This is a genomic window from Paenibacillus sp. Paensp38 (assembly GCF_059491915.1).
This window is the reverse complement of the sequence record NZ_CP168516.1, coordinates 3,729,564-3,749,344: the sequence shown is the minus strand read 5'-3', so window position 1 is coordinate 3,749,344 and position 19,781 is coordinate 3,729,564. Positions and strand designations below refer to the sequence as shown.

General features: G+C 46.1%; 22 protein-coding genes and 1 riboswitch. Of the genes, 12 read left to right on the top strand and 10 right to left on the bottom strand.

The window, feature by feature from the left end; all coding sequences use genetic code 11:
- Positions 1 to 6 precede the first annotated feature (6 nt).
- From bglX to ACEN8J_RS16560, 3 genes are all read left to right on the top strand, one after another.
- Positions 7 to 2,262 (top strand): beta-glucosidase BglX, encoded by a 2,256-nt coding sequence (gene bglX / locus ACEN8J_RS16570; protein WP_495593732.1) that lies wholly within the window; start codon positions 7 to 9, stop codon positions 2,260 to 2,262.
- Positions 2,255 to 3,634 (top strand): glycoside hydrolase family 32 protein, encoded by a 1,380-nt coding sequence (locus tag ACEN8J_RS16565; RefSeq protein ID WP_495593731.1) that lies wholly within the window; start codon positions 2,255 to 2,257, stop codon positions 3,632 to 3,634. The genes bglX and ACEN8J_RS16565 overlap by 8 nt, the downstream gene beginning before the upstream one ends.
- A 216-nt stretch (positions 3,635 to 3,850) precedes the next feature.
- Positions 3,851 to 4,684, top strand: coding sequence for an AraC family transcriptional regulator (locus ACEN8J_RS16560; RefSeq protein ID WP_029516146.1), 834 nt, complete (start codon positions 3,851 to 3,853; stop codon positions 4,682 to 4,684).
- A 113-nt stretch (positions 4,685 to 4,797) separates the two neighbouring features.
- On the opposite strand, the gene queF is transcribed toward ACEN8J_RS16560, so the two are convergent.
- From queF to ACEN8J_RS16530, 6 genes are all read right to left on the bottom strand, one after another.
- Positions 4,798 to 5,295 carry a preQ(1) synthase gene (gene queF / locus ACEN8J_RS16555; RefSeq protein WP_029516147.1) on the bottom strand — a complete coding sequence of 166 codons (498 nt, stop codon included), beginning with the start codon at positions 5,293 to 5,295 and terminating at the stop codon, positions 4,798 to 4,800.
- A 219-nt stretch (positions 5,296 to 5,514) separates the two neighbouring features.
- Positions 5,515 to 6,378, bottom strand: a complete 864-nt coding sequence (gene queE, locus ACEN8J_RS16550; RefSeq protein ID WP_459760065.1) for a 7-carboxy-7-deazaguanine synthase QueE — start codon at positions 6,376 to 6,378, stop codon at positions 5,515 to 5,517.
- Entirely contained in the window at positions 6,371 to 6,862 is a 492-nt protein-coding gene (queD, locus tag ACEN8J_RS16545; RefSeq protein ID WP_318627003.1) for a 6-carboxytetrahydropterin synthase QueD, read from the bottom strand. The genes queE and queD overlap by 8 nt, the downstream gene beginning before the upstream one ends.
- The gene (gene queC / locus ACEN8J_RS16540) at positions 6,855 to 7,538 is read right to left on the bottom strand and encodes a 7-cyano-7-deazaguanine synthase QueC (protein ID WP_025720578.1); all 684 of its coding nucleotides are present in this window, start codon (positions 7,536 to 7,538) and stop codon (positions 6,855 to 6,857) included. Before queC ends, queD begins: the two co-directional genes overlap by 8 nt.
- Before the next feature lie 133 nt (positions 7,539 to 7,671).
- Positions 7,672 to 7,715: riboswitch (PreQ1 riboswitch) on the bottom strand.
- A gap of 79 nt (positions 7,716 to 7,794) precedes the next feature.
- A complete protein-coding gene (locus ACEN8J_RS16535) occupies positions 7,795 to 8,499 on the bottom strand; it encodes an AIM24 family protein (RefSeq protein WP_069011542.1) in 705 nt (234 codons plus the stop codon).
- 25 nt (positions 8,500 to 8,524) lie between these two features.
- Positions 8,525 to 8,965 (bottom strand): hypothetical protein, encoded by a 441-nt coding sequence (locus ACEN8J_RS16530; RefSeq protein ID WP_069011543.1) that lies wholly within the window; start codon positions 8,963 to 8,965, stop codon positions 8,525 to 8,527.
- A 314-nt stretch (positions 8,966 to 9,279) separates the two neighbouring features.
- Between ACEN8J_RS16530 and ACEN8J_RS16525 the strand changes: the two genes are divergently transcribed.
- The 3 genes from ACEN8J_RS16525 to ACEN8J_RS16515 all read left to right on the top strand — a co-directional run bounded on the left by ACEN8J_RS16525 (position 9,280) and on the right by ACEN8J_RS16515 (position 11,475).
- Positions 9,280 to 9,435 (top strand): hypothetical protein, encoded by a 156-nt coding sequence (locus ACEN8J_RS16525; RefSeq protein ID WP_165144572.1) that lies wholly within the window; start codon positions 9,280 to 9,282, stop codon positions 9,433 to 9,435.
- 223 nt (positions 9,436 to 9,658) lie between these two features.
- Positions 9,659 to 10,426, top strand: coding sequence for a hypothetical protein (locus tag ACEN8J_RS16520; RefSeq protein WP_029516151.1), 768 nt, complete (start codon positions 9,659 to 9,661; stop codon positions 10,424 to 10,426).
- Between the two features lie 71 nt (positions 10,427 to 10,497).
- Positions 10,498 to 11,475 (top strand): helix-turn-helix transcriptional regulator, encoded by a 978-nt coding sequence (locus ACEN8J_RS16515; protein WP_029516152.1) that lies wholly within the window; start codon positions 10,498 to 10,500, stop codon positions 11,473 to 11,475.
- A gap of 46 nt (positions 11,476 to 11,521) precedes the next feature.
- Here the strand turns inward: ACEN8J_RS16515 and ACEN8J_RS16510 are convergent, their stop codons facing one another.
- From ACEN8J_RS16510 to ACEN8J_RS16495, 4 genes are all read right to left on the bottom strand, one after another.
- Positions 11,522 to 12,193 (bottom strand): 3'-5' exonuclease, encoded by a 672-nt coding sequence (locus ACEN8J_RS16510; protein ID WP_029516153.1) that lies wholly within the window; start codon positions 12,191 to 12,193, stop codon positions 11,522 to 11,524.
- A gap of 235 nt (positions 12,194 to 12,428) precedes the next feature.
- The gene (locus ACEN8J_RS16505) at positions 12,429 to 14,330 is read right to left on the bottom strand and encodes a 5'-nucleotidase C-terminal domain-containing protein (RefSeq protein ID WP_495593730.1); all 1,902 of its coding nucleotides are present in this window, start codon (positions 14,328 to 14,330) and stop codon (positions 12,429 to 12,431) included.
- Between the two features lie 194 nt (positions 14,331 to 14,524).
- A complete protein-coding gene (locus tag ACEN8J_RS16500; RefSeq protein ID WP_029516155.1) occupies positions 14,525 to 14,950 on the bottom strand; it encodes an ImmA/IrrE family metallo-endopeptidase in 426 nt (141 codons plus the stop codon).
- An 11-nt stretch (positions 14,951 to 14,961) separates the two neighbouring features.
- Complete coding sequence (locus ACEN8J_RS16495; RefSeq protein WP_039269479.1) at positions 14,962 to 15,435, bottom strand: helix-turn-helix domain-containing protein; 474 nt, start codon at positions 15,433 to 15,435, stop codon at positions 14,962 to 14,964.
- Positions 15,436 to 15,737: 302 nt separating this feature from the next.
- On the opposite strand from ACEN8J_RS16495, the gene ACEN8J_RS16490 reads away from it, so the two are divergent.
- The 6 genes from ACEN8J_RS16490 to ACEN8J_RS16465 all read left to right on the top strand — a co-directional run bounded on the left by ACEN8J_RS16490 (position 15,738) and on the right by ACEN8J_RS16465 (position 19,771).
- Positions 15,738 to 16,214 carry an ArpU family phage packaging/lysis transcriptional regulator gene (locus ACEN8J_RS16490; protein WP_165144578.1) on the top strand — a complete coding sequence of 159 codons (477 nt, stop codon included), beginning with the start codon at positions 15,738 to 15,740 and terminating at the stop codon, positions 16,212 to 16,214.
- A gap of 337 nt (positions 16,215 to 16,551) precedes the next feature.
- Positions 16,552 to 16,686, top strand: a complete 135-nt coding sequence (locus ACEN8J_RS16485; RefSeq protein ID WP_256026078.1) for a hypothetical protein — start codon at positions 16,552 to 16,554, stop codon at positions 16,684 to 16,686.
- Positions 16,683 to 17,543 (top strand): hypothetical protein, encoded by an 861-nt coding sequence (locus ACEN8J_RS16480; protein ID WP_029516158.1) that lies wholly within the window; start codon positions 16,683 to 16,685, stop codon positions 17,541 to 17,543. Before ACEN8J_RS16485 ends, ACEN8J_RS16480 begins: the two co-directional genes overlap by 4 nt.
- 10 nt (positions 17,544 to 17,553) lie before the next feature.
- Positions 17,554 to 17,772 carry a YqzN/YkzM domain-containing protein gene (locus tag ACEN8J_RS16475; protein ID WP_029516159.1) on the top strand — a complete coding sequence of 73 codons (219 nt, stop codon included), beginning with the start codon at positions 17,554 to 17,556 and terminating at the stop codon, positions 17,770 to 17,772.
- Positions 17,773 to 17,774: 2 nt separating this feature from the next.
- Positions 17,775 to 19,241, top strand: a complete 1,467-nt coding sequence (locus tag ACEN8J_RS16470) for a phage tail sheath family protein (RefSeq protein ID WP_029516160.1) — start codon at positions 17,775 to 17,777, stop codon at positions 19,239 to 19,241.
- A 122-nt stretch (positions 19,242 to 19,363) separates the two neighbouring features.
- Positions 19,364 to 19,771: a phage tail tube protein gene (locus tag ACEN8J_RS16465; protein WP_069011551.1), complete on the top strand. Its 408-nt coding sequence runs from the start codon at positions 19,364 to 19,366 to the stop codon at positions 19,769 to 19,771.
- The last annotated feature ends 10 nt before the right edge of the window (positions 19,772 to 19,781 follow it).

The window sequence follows — 19,781 nt, the reverse complement described above, 5'->3', positions numbered from 1 at the left end:
AGAATCATGGACAACAACACATTGCTTAAGAAATTGGACAGCCTTTCAATAGAAGAGAAAATAGGCCAGCTCATCCAACTGACCGGTGATTTTTTTGAAGGGGATATAGACACTGTTGTGACGGGTCCTTTAAAAAAATTAGGGTTAAACGCCGGCTACAATATATATAACACAGGCTCCATATTGAACATCACTAATCCAGAAAAAATTATCCAACTGCAAACGGATTATTTGGAAAAATCGATTCATAAAATTCCGCTGCTGTTCATGGCAGATATTATCTATGGGTATCGAACCATCTTCCCGATTCCGATTGCACAAGCATGTAGTTGGAATTATGAGAGTATAGAACATGCAGGTTCGATTGCTGCCCAGGAATGTTATGACGAAGGTGTTCACGTGACCTTTTCCCCCATGGTAGATATCGTTAGAGATCCTCGTTGGGGGCGGGTGATGGAATCGCCTGGAGAGGATACTTTGCTAGCGAAGAAATATGCTGAAAGCATGGTTCAGGGGATCCAAGGGAGAAACTCGGAGGATATCATACCAGCCAATAAAATTGCCGCTTGCGTCAAACATTTTGCCGCTTATGGGGCACCTGTCGCTGGACGTGAGTATAACGCCGTGGATATGTCGGAGCACACGCTGCGAGAATATTATTTGCCAGGATATCAAGCTGCAATCGAGGCGGGGGCAAAGCTTGTTATGACGGCCTTTAATACCCTGAATGGCGTTCCTGCAACAGGAAACGAGTGGCTTAACCGCGACGTGCTAAGACGAGAGATGAATTTTAATGGTGTGTTGATCTCGGATTACGCCACTATAGAAGAACTGATCATGCACGGTTATGCCGAAGATGAGGCTTCCGCCGCAAGGCTGGCATTGTTGGCTGGTGTTGATGTGGATATGAAGACAGCAGTATACGCCAATCAATTGGAGAAAGTAGTATCTGATAACGAGCATATGCTGGGGCTGTTGAATGAAGCGGTATACCGTATTCTAAAGCTGAAAAATGATTTGGGGCTGTTTGAGGACCCGTTCCGCGGATTACAGGAAACCGTTCAGCGGTCGAGAAACAGCATTCTGTCAGATGAACATAAAAAAGCCGCGCTGTCCTTGGCTGAAGAATCCGTCGTCTTGCTGAAAAATGAGAATCAACTGCTGCCATTGTCTAAACATACCAAAGTAGCTTTAATCGGTCCTTACGCAGATGAAAACTCCACCCTGGGTATGTGGGCCATTAAGGGGGATGAGGCGGATACCGTCAATTTGAAAATGGGATTATTAAAGCATGTTGATCCCGACAATCTCTCGGTTTGCAAAGGGGCGCACATGCTTCCTGCTAATGCAAGAGAAGCCCTTGGCAAATATGCGGACAAGCTGGCTGCTGAAACAGTCGATGAGGAGGCCCTGCTGCGCGAAGCAATCCGAAATGCTAACGAAGCGGATGTCATTGTCCTCGCCTTGGGAGAAAGTATTTATCAGAGCGGAGAAGGGGGATCGCGAACGAACCCGACGCTTCCTAAGCCGCAAATGAAACTACTCCATGAATTAAGTTTACTGGGCAAAAAGACGGTTCTGATCGTTTATAGTGGAAGACCTTTGATTCTTACCGAAGTAGCCGGAAAAGTGGACGCTATTGTTCAAGCCTGGTATCCAGGAACGATGGGCGGAGAAGCACTGGCCAATATACTGTATGGGGAAGTCAATCCATCGGGGAAATTAGCCATGACCTTTCCACGGAGCGTGGGACAAATTCCGATGTCCTACAATGAGTTGAATACAGGCAGACCGAATTTAAAGGAAAATGGCTCTTATCGGTTTGCATCCCGATATATAGATGAAGTGAATGAACCCTTGTATCCATTTGGCTATGGCAAATCCTATACCTCATTTGAATACAGCCTATTAACAATTAGCCAAAAAGAAATGAAGAAAAATGAGTCAGTTGATATCTGTATTTCTGTCACCAACACTGGAATTTATGATGGAAAGGAAACGATCCAATTATATATTCGCGATAAATTTGCAAGTGTTGCAAGACCAGTGAAAGAATTAAAAGACTTTAAAAAAATGTTTTTGCAAAGTGGCGAGACCCAAAATGTTGAATTTTCAATTCATGAAGAAATGCTTAAATTTTATGACCGTGAAATGCAATACAAAAGTGAACCCGGTGAATTTGATGTTTATATCGGGTCAAGCTCGCAGGAAATTTTGCTGAGTTTTAGTTTTGTTTTTTTACCGGAGGATGAGCATGAATAAAAGCGACGCGTATAACCTGAAATATCATATCACCCCTCCTTACGGTTTGCTCAATGATCCTAATGGACTTGCTTATTTCAATCATCAATATCATGTGTTTTATCAGTGGAATCCAAAAGGAACTGAGCATAAAAATAAATGTTGGGGCCATGTTGTTTCCAGCGATCTGGTGCACTGGCAAAGGAAAAGTGTCGCGCTGGAGCCTTCGGAATGGTATGACAAGGATGGCATTTATTCGGGCGGGGGCATTGTTCATAATGAAAAGCTGTATCTGTTTTATACAGGAAATGTAATCCGAGATGATGGAGTAAAAGAAAGCTATCAATGCGCCGCGATTTCGGAGGATGGAGAGTATTTTCAAAAAATCGGCCCTTTGTTTGAGCATCCCCAAGGTTACACTAGGCATGTTCGAGATCCGAAAGTATGGAGAGACCAACACGGGAACTGGTGGTTGATTGTTGGTGCTCAGAGAGAAGATTTGACTGGAGATACGCTTATCTACAAATCTGAAAATTTGTCCGATTGGGAATGCCAAGGATCATTTGTTGATCATGATCATCAATTTGGATATATGTGGGAATGTCCGGATGTACTTCAATTTGCCGAAAACGATGTTTTTGTTTTCTCTCCTCAGGGCTTACCGGAGAGAGGCGAATATTATAAAAATCCTAATCAATCGGGATATATGGTTGGCAAATTATCGAATACAGGCAAATTCAACGGGGACCTTTCCGATTTTAAAGAGCTTGATCGAGGATTTGATTTTTACGCTCCACAATCATTCAAAGTTAATGACAGAACCATTATGTTCGGATGGATGAGCGCCATGAATGAGGAAGCGGAGAGGGCTGTCCCGACCATTCAAGAGGGCTGGATTCATGCATTAACACTTCCTAGAGAAGTTGTGCTGATGAACGGTGTGTTGTACCAGAAACCATTGCCGGAATTACAATTGTTAAGACTGGATGGCATGCATTACAAAGGGGAAATTCAAAGTAGTAGTGAGTGGGTGCTGCCTTCTACACAAGCGGAGCTAATTGTTGATTTTTCCTTACTGACAGAAAATTTTAAGATGATCATAAGGGATGCTGTGCAAATTGACTATGATCAGGAACAAAACAGTCTGACCGTTTGGAGAACAAACTGGTTGACTGGCGAGAGAGAGTACAGAAGAGCAACATTAAATAATAAGCTTGCAGAAATGCAAATATTCATTGAAAGCTCAAGCCTGGAGATCTTTGTGAATGAGGGTGAAGAAGTGTTTTCCCTGCGTTATTTCATAGAAGATGCAGACCAAAGCAATGTATTACTTGAGGCAGGAGACAATGTAGGAGAAGTTAGAATGTATCAGTTGCAGGAATGTGTAGGGTAACATTTTTTTGCTTGCCGGGTTGCAAGCAGGTTAAGGAAGGCTGTTCATTATCCCGTTTGCGGGAAGAACTGCCTTCTTTTTTATTTTTGGTCCGTTGAATAGATTCTGCTTGTCCGGGCATTTTACTATCGGTATAGTATGAGTATTAGTATAAGAGTTTATGCCTTAATATAGAATACAGATGAATTACTCATGGCTGGCTGATGAGGTGTGGTGATGAAAAAAATATATGAACATATCGAAATAGACAGAAAAAAAATGATTAACCTTTTTATGTTCCAATCCAGAGATACAGAAAGAGTCATTCCTATGCATTTTCACAGCAATATGGAGTTGATCTACTGTACAAGTGGAAGTCTAAAGGTGTGGCATGAAGGAAAAATAACTATTTTGATGGAAAAGGATGCGCTATTCATTAACAGCAATGTTCCGCATTCCACGCAGAGCATTACGGAGAACCAGGTCATAGTGCTGCAATTTCCAGACACTTTCTTTGCCAATGAACAAGTAATCATCCATTTAAACACGCAAGAGAAACAAGTTGAAGAACCTATAATCTCTAAATTAAGAGGATTGTTTATGGATATATATGATCTACATATTTCCAAAAGCAAATACGACTACATTTTAGAGCAAAGCCGAATTATTGAACTGAAATATTTGCTTGTCAATCATTTTAGTCAGACGACAGACATTCCACCGGAAGTATTCAGTGAAAAGCAACAAAAGATAAAGACAATCATGGACTTTATTAAAGAGCATTATACTGAAAATATTAGCTTGGCCAAAACGGCCCGTATCTGCGGTTATTCGGAGGCTTATTTGTCGCGAATGTTTCATAAATATACAGGCCAGACGTTTACCGAATACAAGCAAATTCTTTGTTTGGAGAAGGCGATCGATTTACTGGATTCAACTAATAAGTCACTTACAGAAATTTCTTACGAGGTCGGGTTTCCAAACGAGAAATCTTTCAGAAAAGCTTTTAGAGAAGTTATGGGTAAAACACCGTATGAATATAAAAAATCAAGATTTGATCTGGATGTGTAATGCCACAAGCGTGCACAGTCTCCTTTCAGTAAAACGAAGGGGTTGTCCCTGAGTCATTTGATGACTTTAGGACAACCCCTTGATATTTACGCTATGTCAGAAGAGTTATTAGCTTAACGGTTATCAACCTTTTCTGGGTACATATCATGATTCATCATGCGGTGCTCCGCTATCTGTTCATACTTTGTTCCTGGCTTGCCGTAGTTGGTGTACGGGTCGATAGAGATACCGCCGCGTGGCGTGAATTTGCCCCATACTTCAATGTATCGAGGGTCCATCAGCTTAATTAAGTCATTCATGATGATGTTGACGCAGTCTTCATGGAAATCGCCGTGGTTACGGAAGCTGAACAGGTACAGCTTAAGGGATTTGCTTTCTACCATTTTAATATCGGGAATGTAGCTGATGTAGATGGTTGCAAAATCAGGTTGTCCTGTAATCGGACACAGGCTGGTGAACTCCGGGCAATTGAACTTTACAAAATAATCCCGATAGGGATGTTTATTATCAAAGCTTTCGAGAATGGCGGGATCATAGGCAAAAGTGTATTGTGTGCCTTGATTGCCAAGCAGGGTAACATCGGTCATTTCTTCGGGTGTTCTTCCGGTCATATGGATAAGGCTCCTTAAAGTAAGTTGGTTTGGTAAAAGAGAGAGGGAGTTATGGTGGTGGGAGGTCGCTCCGCGAATGATTTGAGTCTCCGCTTCGCTGCCGACCGCCGTCATCACCATAAAGTCCTACTCGTTTAACGTGTAGGTTGGGATAGAAGTGAGTAATGCTCTCCTTTGTGTATCACATACAGCGCATACGGAATATATTACATATAAGTGTTATACGCCGCGTTTGTTGCCCCATACGAGGGTGTGGAGCTGCGGGAGTACTCTTACATGGTTTAGTAGGGAATCGTCCATGACACGGTCGATAAGCCATTCATAACGATGGAGTAGAGACTCCGCTATCTGTCCGGTATTCTCCGTGTTTACATCTGGATTACCCGTCTGAAGGAACAGCGGTACGTGTGGATAGCGCTCGTGAACAGTGCGGGCATAGGCAAGATCGGTGTCATCGAAGATGACGACCTTCAAGCTGCAAGCTCCGGTATAGAGCCGCGCAGATTCATTAGCGGGTTCCTTCAAGTCTGTTGCGATTGCGACGTGGGACGTCGCTTGGGACTCACTAGCCCTCTTCCGGTTTGACAGACGGGCGACAATATCATCCAGCACATCCCAGTTGGTCATCATACCCGAGCTGGGCGGTTTCGGGGATAGGGTTACCTCATCGATATCGTACAGCCATTCCTGCCAACGGGAGCCTTGTGTTTCGACAGCGGTGGCAATGCCTTGACTGCGCAGCAGGGTGATTAGCTCCCCAAGCTGCGGTAGCAGGGCAGGATTGCCTCCAGAAAGGGTCACATGCGAAAAGCGTTCGCCGCCGATGGCCTTCAGCTCCTGCCAAATGTCCGTGGCACTCAGACGACGGATCTGATCCTTGGCGCTGCCGTCCCAGGTAAAGGCGGAGTCGCACCACGAGCAATGGTAATCGCAGCCTGCGGTACGAACAAACATCGTTTTACGACCAATGACCATACCTTCGCCCTGAACAGTGGGACCAAACACCTCCAGTACGGGAATAGGGGCTATTTGGGTGCCGTGGGAGGCTGTCATGGGTTGGTGAGTAGTCACGGTATTACTCATCGAGCATCCACTCCCGTCGGAACTCGGCGTAGCTGGTAGGTGTCTCGAACAACCGTACAAACTCGGTACGTCCACCTTCGACACGGTTGCAGTATGCCTCCGAGGTCAAGGCTGACTCCATTTGTTCAAAGATCCAGACGACCATATTTTCCGCCGTTGTATTCATTGGAGGAAGCGTCTCATTCAAGTAACGGTGGTCCAGAAAAGGCTCAATCCGCTCTTTCCAGATCGTTTTGATGTCACCAAAATCTAGCGTTAGACCCGTTTCGCCCGGTATGCCGCTTATGCCAAATACGACGATATAGGTATGTCCGTGCAGATTTTTGCATTTGCCTTCGTAGCAGTGCAAATGATGTGCTGCATCGAATGTAAATTGTTTGCTGACGAGTACACGTTTGCGGTGATAACGCAGCTGAGAGCGCTCAATGTCTGTCCCGAACTCTTGGAGCTTATCGACAATGCGAAAGGTACCTGGCTCACGCATGACCTTCAACTCCTTGGGATGAAGCTCCGCGCACCGCGAGATATTGCTCCAGTCCAGCACGGCGAAGTTTGCAAGCAGGGCATTCGCCACAGCCATCGCCAATGACGCCGTTATAGCACGTTAGTGTACGTGTTCTTACAAATTCAAAAGCTTTCAGCTCATCGGCCATGTGCCAAGTTTCGGCCTTGTTCAACCACATAAGCGGGGTATGAATCACAAAGGGATAGTCCATCGAAAGATTCAGTGTGACGTTCAGCGATTTGATAAAGGAATCCCGGCAATCAGGATAGCCGCTGAAATCCGTCTCACATACGCCTGTAATGATGTGGCGCGCTCCTTTTTGCTTGGCGAGAACTCCCGCGAAGCTCAGAAACAGTAGGTTGCGACCGTCTACAAAGGTGCTAGGCAGTTCGCCTTCCTGTTGAGTAATGTCAATGTCTGTGCGTGTGAGGGCATTAGGGGCTAGTTGATTAAGCAGGCTCATATCCAGTACCGTTTGCGGAACACCCAGTTCGCGGGCGATTCCAGCGGCTACTTCGATTTCCTGCTTGTGGCGTTGACCGTAATCGAACGTCACAGTTTCTACTTCAGCAAAATGTTTTTTTGCCCAAAATAAACAGGTTGTGCTGTCTTGGCCGCCGCTGAATACGACGACTGCTTTTTCGTTTGCAAACATAAAAAAACCTCTCGATCTTCTTGGAATGGTGCAAGACACAAGTCTTGTCACTTGGAAGAAGGAGAGTTCTTGAACCGACTTCAACAAAAAACAGGCCTTGCCCCGAGAAATCATTTTTCTTGCGGAGGACAAAGCATCGTTAGTTTTTTATAGAGGGAGTTCGCGAACCTCTCCCATGCATGACGCATGGATTTTCTTCATTAGTATCTGCCACGAGGACAGACGGCTTTAGCATTGTCATTATAGCATGGCAGGGCTATTTGATAAACACTCCACCAAATGGAATGACTTCCCTTAAAAATCGCTTGATCACGCCATCGTCGTTCATATCCTGTTGGAGCCGCCGATGATGCTCCCCGGCATGGAATAGTACGGTACCCTGTCCGGTCATTTTAAAATGATAGTTCATATGCTGGCTGGCCAGATGGTTGCCGTACACGGTCAACTCCAGATGGGCGTTTTCGGGGTAGGCAATGACGCTGCTCGCATCCACATATATCGGTTCTGTCGGATGAAGCTGTTCCTGACACACCAATCCCTGCGTCAAAAGACCGATTTGACCCACACCATCAAATTTCATTTTTATAACATCACGGCTAAACAACATGTTTTTCATGCTTAGCAGCTTAGTACGCATTTGGATACCGGAGCTGTACCAGAACAGGTTGCGAAAATCGTATAACAGATCATCGCTTCCTTCAAGCTTAATCATTTTTAGACTAAAGCCAGGTGGAAGTGCAGCAATTAGGCGACAAGCTCCTGTGAAATCGGCCTGAATCAGTTTGTGTTTGCGATACATGCCCTTAATATTCATCAGTTTATCACTGCGGCCTGAGCTGGGTCCGCGGTATGCGATGATTTGCTGCGGATGCAGAACGTGCAGCTTTTCTCCTTCCGCCAGATCGAGCGTTACGACCGAACCGACGCTTTCATCATGGTGTTGTCCTGCTTGTATGTCCATTCAGACCTTTCATCCTTTCAGACAGTTAGTATCTTCCCGAACGTCGACGCATCCCGTAACGCAACAGTCGGATACCCATAAAATAACCGGCCAGCAGAATTATAGCTGTGATAATGAGCAATTTATTTCGATGTGAAGCCTGATCGCGCTGGGTTTGAAGATTTTTTAATTCTGTGACTGTGTCAGTCAGCTTGCGGTTTTGCTCCAGCAATTGGGCGTTTTGCTCTTGATAGGCTTCTAAGCTGTTACGGGCCTTTTCCAGATCCTCCTGGGTTTGTCGATAGCTTTCCTTGAGCTGATATACATCACCAGGTAACCGCGAAAATTGCTCGAAGCCCTGATATACATCATCCCAATAAGCAGCATGTACTTCGGGTACACGAGTTATCCCAAAAATAAACAAAAGTGCTATAGCAGCGCAGACAATGCGGCGATACAAAGCAAAGCGACAAGTTGGTCGTGCCAAGAGATGTTCCCCCTTTTGATAAACCAAGATGTTAGATGATATAGATCATTACCCATATGACATGGTTACGTATAATATAACGATACGGATGCAGATTTTTGAAGAAACGGACGATAAATACGGAGAAAATGATCTCAAAAAAAGTCGATATATGAGTTTAAGTGTACCAAAAAACGGGTATATCAAGGAAGCGGCAACATTCCGGCATTTTTTCTAGCATACGAGTAAAGAACGATCCGCACCTGATCAGGTCTTAAATATGAATATATAAACTGAAATATATTAAAAATTAATATAGAAGGAGATTTTGCAAGATGAATGAGAAAGAACAAAACTATAAAACTTTAAAAATCACTGTAAATGGAAAGCCGTTATCAAAGGATCTCGTCGTAGATAGTACTACTTTTGCCCCTATATCTGATATTTGCACAAAAACGAATGTTTCTTTAACAGAAACTACAATCTCATAAGTTTAAGTATAGAAGTAGACTATAAAATAGCCCGGCATACGCCGGGCTATTTTTGCGCGTTCATGTAATTCAAATGGTTTAAAATGTTATTTACCAAACTAGGTCCCCCTTCATAAAGATTCCCATGTATAATTTTCACAATCAAACATACGTTCCCTGACAATATAGTGTCAGATAACACTGTTAATTTAGAGTTACATGTTCTTTTAGGGGGAATTTACCAGTGGTGAAGTCAATGCTCAATGTAACGTACACATGGGACAAAGAGTCTATATCTGCGAATGGGTCCAAACAAGTAAATCTACTGATAGAATGGGGCTATGGAGCTAAACGTAAAAGAAAAGGAAATCTAATACCGAAAGCAGCGGGATGTGACCTTCAACTCCAGTTCATTCCAGAAAACGGGGTAAGTCTATTAAAAGCTGAAGGGGTAAGGCTCGGTTTTAAACGCTCGGAAAACGGAGATAGCATGTTTGTTCACTGTGGTGATGTACGGCGGGGAAAATATAGACAGGCTATTTTGACGTTTTCTATACCGGCTCACTCGTCCGGAAGACATACGATTGGAATGATGGAGTGGAGCTGGCGCAAGCCATCGCAGGAAAAGCGAACGATGATCCGGACAGACCAGCTCTACATCCATTTTACGCATCATCTTGGTCTGCTGAGCATTCCATCCAACCCGAAGGTGGAAAAATACATAAAGCTGAATGAGACGTCCCCTATTGTAAAAAAGGCATTGCGTATGTACGAGAAAGGGGAATATGAGCAAGGGGCGTTCATCCTTACCAGACAAGCAGATGAATTACTTATACGTGCAGCAAGAAGCGATGATATGGACTACCTGCAGGAAGCCGAGTTGCTTCTGGCTATACGTAATAAATGGAGTGGTACTTTTGTATCATTTACAGCGTATAGTTCTAAAGTCTTTTTCAATAAGGCAATATCGCTAGAAGATGTTCATTTTACTGAAAATGATACTTTGAGATAGGCAATTATGCTAGTTTATTTGTGTAATATAGTGAGTCTAATTTACTATCTTTTTGTAAAGGAGAGACTTCCTTGACTGATCGGTTGATACGTTTAATGCGGATTATTACTATTGTTCAGGCAAATCCAGGGATATTGGCAAGAGAGCTTGCCGAACGTTGTGAAACATCAGAACGTACCATATACCGAGATATGGAGGCGCTAAGCGCTATGCATATACCGATTGCGAATATGGGGCATGGCAAGGGGTACATTTTTATTAGCAATTTCGCTTTGTATCCTCTGAATTGGACGGAAGAAGAGGCAGAGGCTTTTACTAAGCTGGGAGAGATTATGGAAACGGTAAAGCCTCTTTTACCGCCAGCTTTTGAAAGTGCTTATGAGAAAGTGATGGCCTCTAGTCAGAAAAAAAAGATGGAACAGACGAGCTTCGCGCAGGAAATGAAAAATATTGTCCGGCTCGGCTCGACACTTGATCGGGAAAACCAGCCCTATCTGCTCAGGCTGATTGTTTTAGCGAGTCTTACGCAGCAGACCATTGAAGCGGAATACAGTTCGCCTCAAAATGAAGATGTTTCACTCGTTCAGGTGGATCCTTATTGTTTGGTTCCGCAGGATCGGCGATTCTATATGCTTGGTTTTTGTCACAAGCAATCCGCGATGAGAACCTTTCGGATCAGCCGATTTCGGAACATGAGAATTTTGCCGTATACGTTTCAAAAAAATACAACTGAAATGGAAATGTTTTTTAAAGGGACCTGGTCGGTGACCAAAGGAAATCAGAATATCCGGTTTGTGGTACGTTTTTCTGCCGAGTCTGTATATCGGGTCAAAGAAGAGGAACTGTTCATCAAGCCTTTTCTTAAGGATTTGCCGGATGGAAGTTTGTTGTTTGAGGTGACGGTCAATCATGACCGTGAATTTTTGGATTGGCTCACTTCCTATGGAGCTGAGGCCGAGATCCTGGAGCCTTTACGGTACCGCAAACGAATGCAAGAAATGCTGCGGACCTGGGGGGCATTCTATTTCGATAAAAAGGCAGGAAATTAAGAATAACAGGGGGAGATCCCCCGGAACGGGCCGGGGAGCTATCCGCTTAACGGTCCTTAAACAGGTTGGCGAGATTGCCAAAAGGACTGTACTGTTCCTGCTCTTCTTCAGGTGAGGAGTAGACGAGCTTCGATCCACGGCTTTCCTCATCGTCAGCAGCATTATGAACTAATGTAATACGATCAAAATGGTACATGAAAACCTGAGCGGTGTTCACGGCATCATCCAGTGCCCGGTGTTGTTGACCGTCAAAGTCAATGTTGCACAATTCCAGCGCCTGAGACAGGCTCAACTGACGGTACTTTCCATTGGAACCAAGCAGACGGGAAATCTGCTTCTGTATATCATTTGTATTATGAATCCATCCGAGATCTACATGATGGGTACGACAATGGGATACCAGCTTCTGACGGTCATCCGGGCCCCATGCGCATAAATAATAAGGGGAATCCGTACCGAGCCAGGCTATGAACTCCTTCACAGCTTCAGGAAATAGTGGAGCGGCATCAATGTCTCGTTGAGTAATACCCGTGAACTGAACGGTATCAGTAGAGAGTACAGGTCGATTCGAGGGTCTTACAAAACTGTGAAACGTATCCGCAACGTATAGGCCATCGTCTCCCTGAACAACTTTGACGGCACCGATATCAATGATTTCGGAGGAATATCTGGCGTTACGACTAACGGTAAATTCAAGATCGTAAATAATGTATTGCATTTCTGGACTCCTTCCACACATATAACTGATCCCGATGGGGATCGGGACGAATGTTCTTGCCCGAGTGACTCTTCTCCATCATACCTCTCGGTTCACAACTTGTCAGCGGTTAAAAGGTTTGCTTTTAAAAAAAATATGCGATGTCCAAATGAGCTTGGACTATCGCATATCTATAAACGCCTGACCTACGGCAGCATCCGGAACTACTAGGATGCTGCCTTTGCTAGCTATCGAATTAGGCCGGGAGATCTAACTTTTGTCCGGGATAAATACGGTGAGGATTCTTCAACTTATTCAACTGTTGAAGCTGCTGCCAGGTGGTACCATGTTTGCGGGAAATGTCATACAGCGTATCCCCGGATTTCACAACATATACATGGCTATTTGTAACTTGTGCAGAATCGGATGTCTGCTGTGGCTTAGCTGTTTGAGACTTTGCCGGTGCCGGTTTTGCGGGCGCTGGTTTTGCAGCCGGTGTAGAGACGGATTGCGGCTTTTCCTGCACAGGTGCGGGTGTTGCGGTTGTAGCAGATGGCACAGCTTGTGCGGCAGGGACAGACATTTTACCATCAGTCTTGGCTTCTTGAATGCGACCGTCTGCTTGTACTTGCAGGCTAGCGGAGCCCACCTTTTGCATGTAGCGGATTAACGCCTCATCAAGCGAGCCGAACATACCTGCCTGTGGATATTTAGCGAACATCGTATATTGGTCACCACCTACGGCAGTAAAATCATTGGTGGCCAGTGTATATATTGCCTCAGGATCAAGTGTCTTGCCGCCGATCAGAATGGAATGAACGCGGCTCCCTTTGGCTGCTGATGTGTCTATTTTGAACGAAATACCTGATACCTGTGGGAAACCTCCGCTTGGCTCTGGATAGGAGGCTGTACCATTTTCCAGTGCGGCCTGAATGTCAGAGCCTTTCACTTTCAGGGTAACGATCTGGTTGCCGAAAGGTAGCACTGTGATGACGTCTCCCTTGGTTACCGTTCCCGTCTTGATGGAAGCACGGATGCCGCCACCATTCGTTAAAGCCACATCTGCTCCCGAAACGTCACGCATAGCATCGGTGAGCAGGTCACCGAGATTGGTTTCACTTGCACGCACCTTTTCGCGTGCTCCTTCCAGATCCACACTTGTTTGCGTTACAACCTCTTTTAGAATAGGTTCCTGGTCCTTCTGAATGGAGGCGATCAATGCAGCAATTTCAGCGTTGGGCTGAACGTCCACTGCTTGAGTCGAATCAATCAGCTTGGCTTGCTTTTGCGTAACCTTACCGCCGTCAACCCATAAGTCCACAACACCCAAATACTTGGTGTATTCACCTGCGCTAGCGATCAATGTACCATTGTCACTAACCAAGCCTTTTTCCAGTACGGTATGGCTGTGTCCATCGATGAAAATATCAATGCCAGGCACTTCCTTAACAACCTTAAGGCTGGTGTCCTTACTAGACGCATCCTGCCCCAGGTGACCAAGAACAACAACGACATCTACTTTGCTGCGGATTTCATCAACAGCCGCTTTGGCCTCAGCCGCAGGATCGGTGAATTGAATACCCTCCACATTTTTGGGATTCGTCTTATATGCTGTTTCTGGCGTAGTCAGACCGATAATACCGATTTTAACGCCGTCCACTTCTTTAATAACATAGGGTTTGAACAAACGTGTTCCGTCTGTTTGTTTAATATTGGCGCTGAGCACAGGGAACTGAATTTCCTTACTTAGCTCGACAAGATGCTTCCAACCATAATTAAACTCGTGGTTACCCGGAACCATAGCATCATAGCGCAGCTTGTTAATCACTTTCACAATGCTCTCACCTTTAACCAAAGTAGCGAAGGTCGTTCCATGAACGGTATCCCCGTCATCTAGCAGCAGTGTATTGGGATTAGAAGCCCGGTACTGATCAATGATACCCGCCAGCTTGGCGAATCCCATTTCCTTGTCATTCGCGACCACGTGGGCATGGGTATCGTTCGTATGTAGGATGGTGATGTGTTTACCGCTGACTGGAGTCGTTGCCGTTCCCGCTGTTCCCACATGGGTTGCTGGGTCTGCTGCTGCTGTACCGAGACACCCAAGTAAAAGCGCGGCAGTCGTCAGGATCGACGAGAGTTTTTTCCATGAGTTCATGTTGTTCCTTCAACCTCCCATAAAATGAATGAATTAGAGAAACCGCTTACGACCACATTTTATCAGATGATTGTAAAAATAACTTCTATTTTATATCAAAGCACTAAAATTTTTTGATATATCGGTTGTTAAACCCATCGTCTAGTTACCTATATTATAGAGGAAGTAATAAACAGTAACCTACGGGTGGGGAACTAGCGTTCTGTTTTGTGATCAAAAAAAAGGGCAGTCTCTTTGGGCAGCCCGATCCGGGGTAAATAGTGATCCAACGTTTCGTCAGCTAGTGGCGGTTTTCCTTCACTCAACAAAAGCACGGCAAACCGATTGGCCTGCTGTTCAAATTTTCCTGGGGAAAAGTAGGAGTGCTCCTCCATAAAAAAGCGGCTAATGCCTTTATGCAGTCGGTCATGTCCCAATTCATGCGCACAGACGAACCGTTCCCATTCGGGTGTGAGGCCATTGTGGATAACGATAAATCTTCTACGCAACTTGTGGTAATACAGCCCTTTGGTTGTGGGGCCTAGATCGCAGTATCGGATATGGATACCCAGAGCTTTCGCAATATCAAAGGGACAGTTGGTACGGTATTTTCGGACAAGTTTGTGAATAAGCTCGTTCATACGATCACCTGCTATCCCTGATCTTTGCCCGTTCGGGGCTCTTTGGGCTTTTTATGTTTGTTCATCTGCTTGGCTTCCCAGAACAGACCTGTCAGCACGTCCTTGATCCGTTGACGATCTTTTTCATCCAGCGGAATACCATCGAACATTAATTCGTCGTCTTCCTCCAGCATTTTTTTAAAATCCCGGCGGTCTTTGGAGGTTGCCCATTCTGGCACAGTAGAACGATAAAGTTCATGTTGATTTTGCTCCATTGAATCATCGTCTCCCCAATATCCGGCGGCCTTCATCATTTCGGTATAGGATACGCTAAGCGCATCCGCTATTTTGCGGAGAGTGGAAGGTTTGGGGATTCCGCGCAGTCCATTTTCAATGCGGGAAATTTGTGAATTGCTAATACCTGCAGCATCTGCCAATTGGTTGATGCTCCATTGTTTGTGCTCACGCTGCTGCTTTAAGTAAGTTCCGAATGCTGGCTGTTCCACAATGGAGGCTCCTTTCTGCAAGAGAATCATAGATATTGGTTTTATTATACCATTAGGTAAATAGTAAAAGCACGTAATATGCCAAAAGGCATAGGAAAATAAAGCGAATATCCTGTTTTTGGAGCTATACTGCTTTTTTTGACGATGGATACCTATCCTAAATAATGTTATGTTATACTCAAGATACGAACAAAAGGGGAACAAAATGTAAACATGAACGTTTTCTATTTGAGGATTTTGCAAAATCTTCATTTAAAAATACATCATTGTCAAAAGGCATAAGATAAGGAGTGTTGCTTTACATGAGAAATAACTTACCCGAATTGGACCGTCGCAAAACGCAGAATGCATTGGAGGGTGTGTTTGAGAAATACCGGATTTATAAAACGATTACTTTTATGGATCGGGAGAGCTTTATTACTGCTGGCTATACGGATCGACCGAACGGCCCAACAAATGTGACAAGCGATCCAACGGCCCGGACAGCCGTATATAATGTAGATGCTCCTGCCGCCCGCTTGGCCTACTGCGAAATGGTGGATGCCGTAGTGAGTCGCTTGAATGAACGCGAACAGCTGCTCATCCGTGAACGTTATTTAAAGGATGACGATGTGTTTGATTACAAGGTTTACAATTACGTGTTAGACCCGCCAGTCAGCAAGGATACGTATACGAAGCTTCGCACACGTGCTTTTTACAAAATGGCGCTTGCGCTGGCGGACCAAGGCGTTTTAAATTTGGCAGGCTTGCAGAAGGGCGCGGATCGAAAATCGGGGTGATGTAATAATTATCCATTTGTTCTCGTTTATAATTTAATATCATTTCCTAAAGGCTTTGATTTCCTGTAATAACAGGGATCAAGGCCTTTTTTATAATAGGAACACACGTTCTCTAAAAACCTCCCAACATCATCCCTAGTCTCTGCTTTTATCGTCCATTTCCCCGGCAACGCATTCGTTATTAGGGTGTAAGATTATATCATCGGGAATCAAGACAAGAGGACATACCGAAGACACACACAGTCAAACGTTAGCCGGCCATTAGGGCCGGTTTTTTCATGCGGTGATCGTCTCTGTCGGTTCCCGGGAATTCGTTGAATAGAAAGGAGGAGTCGTGTTGCCTAAGCAAGGGATGCTGCAATGCATGAGTATGGAGCTGCGCCGGATGAGAACACGGAAGTGGAAAAAAGCCTGGCTGAATAGCCACAACATGCGAACGCAGGGTACGCAAAGGTGGCATGCCGCAGAATGAGACAAGCCTTTAAGCAAAAGCTTATTGAAATTATTCCAGCGCTGCAAGGGCGTGTATACGATGTTCAGCCACCGTCGCAGACGGCAGAGGAGCCGTATGCTGTTATGGCGCTGGGCGAGGAAATCTGGAAGTCTTCCTGGGCCGGCTATCGGCAGGTTGTCCGCATCATGCTGTACGCAGGACAAGCCGGACTGGCGCAGGCTGACGTATGGGCGAATGCCCTGATTGCCGGGCTGCACCGGGAACCCGTGACAGGTGCAGGTGAGGATACATCGGCTTTTACCGCGCACTATTTGGGCGTGCGGGATGCAGAAAAGCTGGACACCGTTACGGGCAAGGCCTATAGAACGCTTCGTTTTGGCGTGTATGTGCCTGAGACGGAAGGTGGTTTGGCCGTTCCAGCAAGCGGTGCTACACAGCCGGAAGAGTGGCTGGCCGCGCTGGTCCGCTGGACGCAGAAGCAACTGGGTGAAACGTGGTCGGTATACGCCGACGCATGGCCCGCACAGCCGGGGCGGCAAGCGGTACTATGGCGGATGAGCGGCTGCGAAACTAGGATGGCGGGAGCCTCCATGTATGAGCTGCGCAAACGGTTCATCGGGCATATTACCGCCCCGGACACCACCGAGGAAAACCGCGCAGCTTTCGCACTGATCGAGGGCTTTGCCGCTCAAATCCAGCTTCCTCTGGATCAGGACAAAGGCCGTTATATGTCTACAGCTGAAGCTTCAGCCGATTTGCAGGCAGATGCCATTTTAGATGGTCAGCTTCGGCTGATGTTAGTACAGCGGCGTATGCGTCCGGCTGAGGAAGCGGCGTTGATTCGCAGAGTGGAAATTCATCCTATTTTGAAATGAGGTGGTCCGAGTGACCTTGGAAAACCATGAGAAGACCCTGGTATATGCCGAGCAGAAAGCAAGTGGCCCCCGCTATACGCTGGAGGAGCTAAAGGAGCACGCAGAACCATTGTTTTCCGTGAAAGAAGAAGTGCTGGCAGGCGCCTTTTTTGGCACACAGGACAAGCTGTTTACGGTAGCAGAAGCACACACTAAAATCGAACAATTTATGAAAGCGAAGGTGGACTAATTATGGCAGGCGGAACATGGGAAAACACGAATAAACCGGTATTGCCGGGTTTGTATATGAATTTTCAGGCAGCAGCAGCTTCAGCGATTCAAGGTGGGTCGCGTGGTACGGTCGTTGTGCCCGTTAAGGCGAATTGGGGCCCTGTACGTGAGTTTGTAGAGATCGGCAGTGAAACGGCAATCAGCCAAATCTTTTCGGGTGACAGTCTGGACGGTGCGACCGCGTATTCGACGCTGTATCTGGCTTTGCTGGGCGGTCCGAAAAAGCTCTTAGCCTACCGTTTGGCAGATGATACAGCTGCTGAAGCATCTGTGACGCTGAAAAGCGGCGGTGCGACCCCGGCGGATGTGCTGCGTCTGAAGGCTTTGTACACAGGTAGCCGCGGTAATGGTTTTGCTGTAACTGTACAGCCAACTTTGGGTGATGAGCAAGCTCGTGAGGTGCGCCTCTATGAAGGAACCAAGCTGCTCGGCACGTACAAAGGCAGTGACGGTACGGCTGCCTCTATCGCCAAGGCGATGAACGAGAACAGCGAAAATGTATGGGTGAAGGCCGAAGTTGTCGGCGACGGCGGCATTCCGGTGGATGTCAGCGGCGTACACCTCACTGGCGGCAACAGCGGCAATAGCAAGCTGGTTAATGCCGATTACATCGCGATGCAGGAGGCACTTGAAGGGCAGGAATTTAATGTCTTGGCTCTGGATTATGCAGCTGATCTGGCATTGCTGCAAAGCTTCGCTGCCTGGATCAAGCGTGTCCGGGGCGAAGGTAAAGGCGTAATCGCTGTATTCGGCGGTTCTGCGGCAGATGATGTGTCCAAAACGGCTGTTAGCTTGGCCTCTGCACGTTCCCTGGCGCTGAACCATGAAGGCATCGTGAACGTCGGTACAGGCGTACGTCTGGCAGGTACGGACTACAGTTCCGCTCAAACGGCTGCTTATGTAGCTGGACTGATTGCAGGCCAACGTCTGAATCAATCGGCAACATATGCGGTTACGCCTTTTGAGGACGTGACCCGCCGCTGGACACGCTCTGAGCAGGAGCAGGCTGTTCGTAATGGTGTCTTCCTGCTGTTCTTCGACGGCCGTCAGGTCAAAGCGCTACGTGGGATCAACAGCTTGGTGAACCCGTCTGCCGGGCAAAACAACGCATGGAAGAAAATTCGTTCCATCCGTGTCATGGACGCTATTAACGCTGACTTGCAGCGTGCAGCTGAAGAGACTTACATTGGCAAAATCAACAATACGGTGGAAGGCCGTCTGGCACTTATCGGTGCAATCAAAGAATACTTGGCACAGCTGTCGCTGAGCAATGTCATCGAAGCAGATGGCTACGATGTCATTCTCGACCCGGCTTACTACGGCGATGCGCCAGTCATCAAACCGGAGCCGGATCAAGTGTTCCTGCAATGGAACGTGAAGCTCACCGACGTGATGGAGCAGCTGTTCGGCACATTTTACGTGCAATAAATAAGCATTTTACGTGTATAAGCATTTCGTAGGCAATCGGCAGAAATGAAGTAGCTTGTTAACAACGAGGATTTTATGAAATCCCGAACTATATTAAGGATTATTTTGAGGAGGAAAAAGAAATGTTGGATGCTTCAAGAGTTATTTTAGGTACGTTTGGTCAGGCGCATGTGGACGGGGTGTGGCAGACGAATATCAATAAGCTGGAAGCCAGCGTGGAGATGGAAAAACGCGAGCTGAATCTCGTGGGCAACGAATGGAAGGTGCACAAGCGCGGTATCAAAAAAGGAACGGGAACGATGAGTGGCTACAAGGTCACATCCGATATGATTCGTCGCGGTTTTAACCGTTTTGAGATTATTACTAAATTGGATGATCCAGAAGCCTTCGGACATGAAAGTATTCGTCTTATTCGTTGCACTCCTGACAAAATCCAACTGGCCAACTGGACAGCAGGTGAAGAGGTACAGGAAGAAACGACCTTTACCTTTGAAGGCTATGAGCTGCTGGACCCGATTGTAGCGAACTAAATTGAAAAAC

Coding starts and splice junctions, on each gene's coding strand:
- ACEN8J_RS16465 (WP_069011551.1), top strand. CDS start 19,364: ATGTTGGATGCTTCAAGAGTTATTTTAGGTACGTTTGGTCAGGCGCAT.
- queE (WP_459760065.1), bottom strand. CDS start 6,378: ATGAGTAATACCGTGACTACTCACCAACCCATGACAGCCTCCCACGGC.
- queC (WP_025720578.1), bottom strand. CDS start 7,538: ATGTTTGCAAACGAAAAAGCAGTCGTCGTATTCAGCGGCGGCCAAGAC.
- ACEN8J_RS16565 (WP_495593731.1), top strand. CDS start 2,255: ATGAATAAAAGCGACGCGTATAACCTGAAATATCATATCACCCCTCCT.
- ACEN8J_RS16510 (WP_029516153.1), bottom strand. CDS start 12,193: ATGCAATACATTATTTACGATCTTGAATTTACCGTTAGTCGTAACGCC.
- queF (WP_029516147.1), bottom strand. CDS start 5,295: ATGACCGGAAGAACACCCGAAGAAATGACCGATGTTACCCTGCTTGGC.
- queD (WP_318627003.1), bottom strand. CDS start 6,862: ATGCGTGAGCCAGGTACCTTTCGCATTGTCGATAAGCTCCAAGAGTTC.
- ACEN8J_RS16500 (WP_029516155.1), bottom strand. CDS start 14,950: ATGAACGAGCTTATTCACAAACTTGTCCGAAAATACCGTACCAACTGT.
- ACEN8J_RS16535 (WP_069011542.1), bottom strand. CDS start 8,499: ATGGACATACAAGCAGGACAACACCATGATGAAAGCGTCGGTTCGGTC.
- ACEN8J_RS16470 (WP_029516160.1), top strand. CDS start 17,775: ATGGCAGGCGGAACATGGGAAAACACGAATAAACCGGTATTGCCGGGT.
- ACEN8J_RS16490 (WP_165144578.1), top strand. CDS start 15,738: ATGAGAAATAACTTACCCGAATTGGACCGTCGCAAAACGCAGAATGCA.
- ACEN8J_RS16560 (WP_029516146.1), top strand. CDS start 3,851: ATGAAAAAAATATATGAACATATCGAAATAGACAGAAAAAAAATGATT.
- ACEN8J_RS16505 (WP_495593730.1), bottom strand. CDS start 14,330: ATGAACTCATGGAAAAAACTCTCGTCGATCCTGACGACTGCCGCGCTT.
- bglX (WP_495593732.1), top strand. CDS start 7: ATGGACAACAACACATTGCTTAAGAAATTGGACAGCCTTTCAATAGAA.
- ACEN8J_RS16480 (WP_029516158.1), top strand. CDS start 16,683: ATGAGACAAGCCTTTAAGCAAAAGCTTATTGAAATTATTCCAGCGCTG.
- ACEN8J_RS16525 (WP_165144572.1), top strand. CDS start 9,280: ATGAATGAGAAAGAACAAAACTATAAAACTTTAAAAATCACTGTAAAT.